This window comes from Pseudoalteromonas sp. bablab_jr011 (assembly GCF_016464045.1).
In the GTDB taxonomy this organism is placed as follows: Bacteria; Pseudomonadota; Gammaproteobacteria; order Enterobacterales; family Alteromonadaceae; genus Pseudoalteromonas; species Pseudoalteromonas lipolytica.
Genome location: NZ_JACDWU010000135.1, coordinates 103,970 through 110,709 on the forward strand (window position 1 = coordinate 103,970; position 6,740 = coordinate 110,709).

Genomic DNA, 6,740 nt, shown 5'->3' on the forward strand with positions numbered 1-6,740 from the left:
CGCTTTTGTTTAGTTAATTTAATTTTTGGCTAAGGGAAATTTCTGCATTCATCAGTTTTGATATAGGGCAACCTTGTTTAGTTTGCTGGCACAGCTCGTTAAACGTCTCTTCAGAGATATCAGCTATTTTTGCTGTTACCTCAAGAGCGATATGGCTGACCTCAAAACCATCATCGACTTCATCAAGACTGACGGTGGCTTTGGTTGTAATGTCATCGGCAGTAAACCCTGCTTCTGTTAATGCCAGCGACAGTGCCATACTGAAGCAACTACTGTGTGCTGCTGCAACTAATTCTTCGGGGTTCGTACCAGCCTTGCCCTCAAAGCGGGTATTAAACCCATACGGTTGTTTATCTAAAGCACCGCTTTGGGTACTAATACTTCCTTTACCTGATTTAATGTCGCCAGACCAGCTCGAATGTGCGGTTTTTTTAATCGTCATAGTCATCTCCTTTGTAATTATTTCGGCGAGTGTGAAATGCTTTCATGGTTTTCGCCGAAAAAAGTGTCACTTACACGATACGTTGCAACTTAAAGGCCAAGGTGACTGTGCACAAGCCGTTCGCTATGAACAAGTTAGTATGGCGTTAGCTGATTGGTAAGACGTTATTTTCTGTTTGCGTTCAATCTAACTTGGGACAATTAACACCACATAAAAATAACGTCGATTTATTTTGTAAATTTAGAGGACCTGATAGGGCGATGTTAACTGGCGGTTTTGGAATGACAAAATAGCCTTATTTTTTACTATTCCGTTTTCAATATTGATGGCACGTCGAATTGTTTCATCTTTTTGCCATTGCGCTCTTCCCGCTAACACGCTGGGTAAATAAACAATTAACGCAGCAGAGATTGAACGTGTTGCACTTTCCCATAAATAGCTAGGCGTGTGGTCAACAGCGTAATAATCAATGGTTTTATAACGAAACATTGGTTCGGCAAATGACGTGGGTTTAGCAAAAAAGAACCCCATACCTTCATCGCAACTTACATCTATAATTAAGCTATTCGGTTTAAGGCAATCAGCCTCTGACTCAATCACAAAATGCACTGGGTTCGCTGTTTCTTGAAAAGTGCCATTAACAATAATATCGGCTTCACTAATGAGGTCGATTAAGGGTCTGTGTGTTCCGTCGTGTTCTACGACCATCATCCGGGCTTCTCCCTCAGAGCCTTGACGTACTTTAACGTAATGACAGTTTAAAACCTCTTCACGAACTTCATGATCAGGGCGTTGAATACAAATTGTAATGTCTCTAAAACCATGAGCTTGTAACGCATAAATTGCCCCACGACTAACAGCACCAAAACTAAAAATAACGGTTTTGCGTTGATTTCCGTAATGACCGTCAACCCCTTTTAATTGCAATGCATGGATAACGGCGCAGTAACCAGCCATTTCGTTGTTTTTATAAAAAGTGTGACGACCCGCATGCCCATTTGGTGACCAAACAAACATATCTTCAAAGGCTATTAAGGTTAATTTTCTATCTAATGCTGCTTGGGTAATATCGCGTTGTTGAACACAGTGAGCATACCCCCACAGAGTCCCGCCTTCTTTTAATTCGTTTAAATCGGCAAGAACGGGTTTAGCGATAATCACTGTGCCAAGGTCTTTTAAAAGTGCACTGCGAGAAGCGATACCGCCAGTAAGCGCTGCGATTTCATCATCTGTTATATTAAAGTCTTTTCCGTAGCCTTGTTCAAAAATAAGCTGCTTTCTGTGTTCTTCAGGAATCCGTTTTAAGTGCTCTGGGTGAATAGGGTAACGTCGTTCATCTGTTTTGCGTGAAGTGCCAATGACGCCGATCTTTAATTTATTCATGCTACAACCTTGATTATATGTTCATTAACGCATGTGTTAATAAACTCGAAAAGGATTCACAGGCAAGCGAAAGCCTACGCTGTAAAGTGATGCATAGTAAAAGGTGTTAATAAGTGCTGAATGTTAAGCAGTGATAAATCAGGATTTTAACGTGCTATGAGTAACACGTTGGTTGTGCTGTAGTGTGCGCACACCGTGAGTATAACAGGATAACTGTTTGCTTTGTGAGCTTTAAGCCTCCTTTTAAATTGTTTTATTCCGCTTTGTTTTTAGTGTATTTACAACGTTCTGAGCAGTATTTAACGTGTTGCCAGTCTCGTTGCCATTTTTTACGCCATGCAAAAGGGCGCTGGCATACAGGGCATATTTTTGTCGGTAAGTTCACTTTTTTATGTGCCATTGTGTTGCCTTTGTAAACTGAGGATGTGCTTTTTGAGTACCGCTCTGGCACCATGTTTTACATCATCACGCTCTCTAAATGCCCACAACCTTTCGCGGGCTTCCTTCGCTGCTTGCGTTAAATCAACCATGGGCTCAGGGTAATCTTCACCCAATTTAAAATTATTAAATAACGCTTCCATTGGTGGCTGTTGCCATGGCTGATGGATATATTCGATGGGTAAATTACTAAGCTCTGGGCACCATGTTTTAATAAATATGCCGTCTGCGTCTTTATCTTCAGATTGTTTTATGGGGTTGTACAGTCGAATCGTATTAGTGCCAGTGACAGAGGCTTGCATTTGTATTTGAGGATAGTGAATCCCGGGCTCAAAATCTAAAAAGTAGCGCGACAATATAAGACTGACACAATGCCAGTGAATATTTAAATGATGGGTCATAAAGCTGACTAACATCGCCCGCATTCTAAAGTTAATATAGCCTGTAGCTGCAAGACATCGCATACAGGCGTCAATAAGCGGGATGCCTGTGTTGCCGTGTTCAAACCGTGATAGGTGCTCGCTAACCTTGTCGTCATTTCGATAGGGGTAGTGTTGATACGCAGGGTTTTGCGGTGCGAACTCCATGCTGCATTGAGTTTCAAACTTTTGCATAAAATGACAGTGCCAATGCAATCGTGATTCGAATGCATGCAGCGAACGGCGCCAACTCGAAGGGCGTTTGGGTAAGTAGTATCTGAGAGTTTGATACACTTGACGAAGGCTTAAGTTTCCCCATGCTAAATAGGGTGAAAGACGTGAGCACGACTCTTTGCTTTTTGATGGGCTCGAAATACCTTGTTGATAGCTCTGAGCTCTTGTCTCTATAAAGCTTTTTAATACGGCTCTGGCTGCGTGGGGTCCTCCGTGCTGAAACTGCTCATCATTTGTTTGATACTGTTTTACATGCTCGCAAGCACTGTAGCCCGAAGGTAAAATAGCATTAAAAGAATGCCAGTTAGGCGTGATTAAAGGTTGCTGCATCACGGTTTGCCAATGCTGCTGCCAATCAAATTGTGCTGGTCGTGCCCTTACGACTGCGCCTAAGGGCGTTTCATGCCAAACAATAGCTTTTTCTTTGAGCCATTTATGCACTGCTTTATCACGTTCAAAGGTATTGAGTAAGCCAATTTCTTGATGACTGTATATGGCCTTAATATCAAACTCATTAGATAAAGATTCAAGCAAGGAGATCATGTCTTGATTGTAAATTGCAATTTCGGCTTGTTGTTTTTTTAGCTGTGCATTGAGATCGCATAATGACTGATAAACAAATCGCCAGTGACGGTGGCTATAATGAGGATCATCTAACAAAATTGGCTCAAAATTATAGATAAGCAAACAGGGTAAAGGTGAATCGGCGGCCTGTGCGAGTGGTGCATGATCAGAAAGCCGTAAATCACGTTTAAACCATACTATATTGATTTTTTGTTTCCCTGCAGTGGGCATAGCTTGATAGTTAATTGCTTGAACACGTGATTGATACGTATGAGAACGCAGATATGATTATTCAAGGAGAGAAATAGTTGATTATGAGGAGGCGTACGATTGAATGGCTTTTACTAAAAGTAAAAGCGGCCACTGTCATCGTGGCCGCCTCATTTTTACAGGTTATCTGTAAATGAACTAATTTGTTGCTCTGCAGCTTGCAAGCTTTGCTCTGCTCCCGGCATTGCTAAGCCTTCGGCATAGATAAAGTTAATATCTGAGATACCCACAAAACCAAGTACATCTTTTAAGTATTTAGTTTGTGTATCCATGTCGGTGCCTTGGTATATACCGCCACGAGCAGCGAGTACAACGACTTTTTTGTTTTCAAGCAAACCGACAGCGCCTTGCTCTGTGTATTTAAACGTAATACCAGCGCGTGCGATACGGTCAATCCATGCTTTGAATGTTGATGGAATACCAAAGTTATACATAGGCATACCAATAACAATTAATTCGTTATCAGTAAGTTCTGCAATTAACTCGTCAGAGATAGCCGCCAGTGCTTTTTGCTCGTCGCTACGTTCGTTAGCGTCAGTCATCCATGCTGCCATTTCTGTTTGCGTTAAGTGAGCAATAGCATCGTTGCTTAAATCGCGAGTGGTGACAGCAATTTGTTGTTTGCTTGATAGTTGCTCAACAAATAGCTGGCTAAGTTTAGTCGAATTACCTTGTTCACCATTTAAAGATGAATTTAACACAAGTACTTTTTTCATCATGTCACCTAAGAAACTGAATTGATGTAACGATTATAATGAGGGTATGAATGAAATAATAATGGTAAAAATTGAGTGATACGTTCGCTTTAATAGAACGGTTGCAACGCTGCTATAATTTCTGTTCGCATTTTTTAAATGCTTAATGTTATGCTCATTTAACAATTTTAAAAAAAAGGACTTTTATATGAAATACTTAATGCTAAGTATTTTTGTAGTACTGTGCTTGACTGCTCGCGCAGAAGAAAAGCCGTCACTGTCTGTTGAATCATTTGCTTCATTAAGATCTACCAGCCAGGTTAAATTGTCACCAAGTGGCACGCACTTATCCTTTATTCGTAATATAAAAGGTGAGCTGGTGTTAATGGTGTACAACCGCAAAACACAAGAAGCTGTTCCCATTATTCGCGCTGATAATCATACGATTTTCTTTGATTGGTATACGTGGGCAAACGATGAGGTATTACTTCTCGGTGCACGCTATATACAACGTCAAATTGGCGGCCCTAAATATTCATCTACTCGCCTTTATGCGTACAATATTAATGATAAAGGCAAAGCAAAGCTTGCCATTAAGCCTAACTATGGACGTGATGAGCGCCAACCCCAGTTTGCTGATCAAGTTATAAGTTTTTTACCTGACAAAAAAGATAAAATCTTGATTCAAGGCGACTTTGAAATAGCAAATACACCAGGAGTCTATGAGCTCGATCTTAACACGCTAAGAAAGAAAAGAGTTCAACGCGAGCGCAGCAAAGTGACCGATTGGATAGCTGACCGTCAAGGTAATGTGCGTATTGCTCGAAAAATGGATGAAGATGAATTTGAATATTTCCTGTATGACGAAGGTTCATTAGACCGCCGCTCATTATTCAAATTTAAAGCATTTAGCCAAGAGAGTGTGACAATATTAGGCTTTGATAAAGACCCCAATATTATCTATTTTAAAGCGCTTCAAAATGGCTATGACGCATTATTTAAAATGGATTTAACCACGAAAAAGCAAGAGCTCGTTTTTAGTGATGATAATTACGACTTTGATGGAGGGATTTTTTACTCTCCTCTGACGGGCGAAGTTGCAGGGTTTACTCATTCAAATATTGAAGAAGGGATCCGTTATTGGGATGACGATTTAAATAAGCTGTATACATCACTGCGTGCGGTATTACCGGCTGATAAGTTTGATATTGATATAATCGATACCAGTGAAAACCAGCGCCAATATGTACTTTACCTGACAGGTGATGGAAGCACGGGAACATATATGCTTGGTAACCGTGACACCAATGAACTCACCGTGTTCGCCAGCGCGTACCCAGACATTGATGACCGTGTTTATTCAGGGAAAGAAAAAATTAGTTATAAGGCACGTGATGGTTTAACGATTGAAGGGTACTTAACCTTGCCCGTGGGCTATAAAGAAGGGGATACGTTACCAACAATTATATTCCCTCATGGGGGACCTATGGCGCGTGACTACTCAGGTTTTGATTATTGGACTGCTTTACTTGCATACAATGGGTATGCCGTTTTACAACCGAATTTTAGAGGCTCAAGTGGGTATGGCCATGAATTTGAAATGGCTACAGTGCAAGGGTTTGGTAAAAAAATGCAAGATGATTTGCAAGATGCCGCTCTTTGGTTAGTTTCACAAGGTATCGCTAATAAAGATAAAATTTGCATCGGCGGCGCAAGTTATGGTGGTTACGCCGCGTTGATGGCTGTTGTTAAGCATCCTGAAACATTTACATGTGCCGCGAGTTTTGCGGGTGTCACCGATTTAGAACGCATTGTGAGTAAAGCGCGTTACTTTACAAATAAAGAAATTGTGCGTAAGCAATTTGGTACCGACGACGATGAGTTGGCAAAATACTCACCGGTTAATTTTGCAAAGCAAATTAACCGTCCAGTTTTGCTCGTGCATGGTTCAGACGATAACGTTGTGCCTGTTTATCATAGCCGTGAGATGGAAGATGAGCTGAGCGATGAAGGAAAAAATGTCACGTATATTGAACTCGAAGAGGGAGATCATTATCTGTCACATCAGCCTTATCGTATTACAACATTAAAAGCGTTTTTAGATTTCTTTGATGAACATTTAAAAAGCGACTAAAAAAGGCGACTTAGGTCGCCTTTTTATTTTCGGCCCTAAACCACCTACTTCAGTAGGTGGTTATCATCATTTAGGCTTTGCCTGAAAAAATACTCATGTTAATTCCTTACTTGATTTTTAGCGAAGTCATATAAGGAAAAAACATGAGTAGATACGAGAAA

At 40.8% G+C, this 6,740-nt stretch carries 7 protein-coding genes; 2 read left to right on the forward strand and 5 right to left on the reverse strand.

The window, feature by feature from the left end:
- Positions 1 to 13: 13 nt before the first annotated feature.
- Positions 14 to 442, reverse strand: coding sequence for an OsmC family protein (locus JIG41_RS06545; protein WP_036966864.1), 429 nt, complete (start codon positions 440 to 442; stop codon positions 14 to 16).
- A gap of 31 nt (positions 443 to 473) precedes the next feature.
- Between JIG41_RS06545 and JIG41_RS23035 the strand changes: the two genes are divergently transcribed.
- Positions 474 to 602 carry a hypothetical protein gene (locus tag JIG41_RS23035; RefSeq protein ID WP_256719279.1) on the forward strand — a complete coding sequence of 43 codons (129 nt, stop codon included), beginning with the start codon at positions 474 to 476 and terminating at the stop codon, positions 600 to 602.
- Between the two features lie 80 nt (positions 603 to 682).
- On the opposite strand, the gene JIG41_RS06550 is transcribed toward JIG41_RS23035, so the two are convergent.
- The 4 genes from JIG41_RS06550 to JIG41_RS06565 form a co-directional block, all read right to left on the reverse strand.
- Entirely contained in the window at positions 683 to 1,825 is a 1,143-nt protein-coding gene (locus JIG41_RS06550; protein WP_036966867.1) for a N(5)-(carboxyethyl)ornithine synthase, read from the reverse strand.
- Positions 1,826 to 2,078: 253 nt separating this feature from the next.
- Entirely contained in the window at positions 2,079 to 2,225 is a 147-nt protein-coding gene (locus JIG41_RS06555; protein ID WP_074988977.1) for a DUF2256 domain-containing protein, read from the reverse strand.
- Positions 2,215 to 3,711 carry a cryptochrome/deoxyribodipyrimidine photo-lyase family protein gene (locus tag JIG41_RS06560; RefSeq protein ID WP_118844486.1) on the reverse strand — a complete coding sequence of 499 codons (1,497 nt, stop codon included), beginning with the start codon at positions 3,709 to 3,711 and terminating at the stop codon, positions 2,215 to 2,217. The genes JIG41_RS06555 and JIG41_RS06560 overlap by 11 nt, the downstream gene beginning before the upstream one ends.
- Before the next feature lie 155 nt (positions 3,712 to 3,866).
- Positions 3,867 to 4,466, reverse strand: a complete 600-nt coding sequence (locus JIG41_RS06565; protein WP_036966872.1) for an FMN-dependent NADH-azoreductase — start codon at positions 4,464 to 4,466, stop codon at positions 3,867 to 3,869.
- Positions 4,467 to 4,653: 187 nt separating this feature from the next.
- Between JIG41_RS06565 and JIG41_RS06570 the strand changes: the two genes are divergently transcribed.
- The gene (locus tag JIG41_RS06570) at positions 4,654 to 6,579 is read left to right on the forward strand and encodes a S9 family peptidase (protein ID WP_199524457.1); all 1,926 of its coding nucleotides are present in this window, start codon (positions 4,654 to 4,656) and stop codon (positions 6,577 to 6,579) included.
- The last annotated feature ends 161 nt before the right edge of the window (positions 6,580 to 6,740 follow it).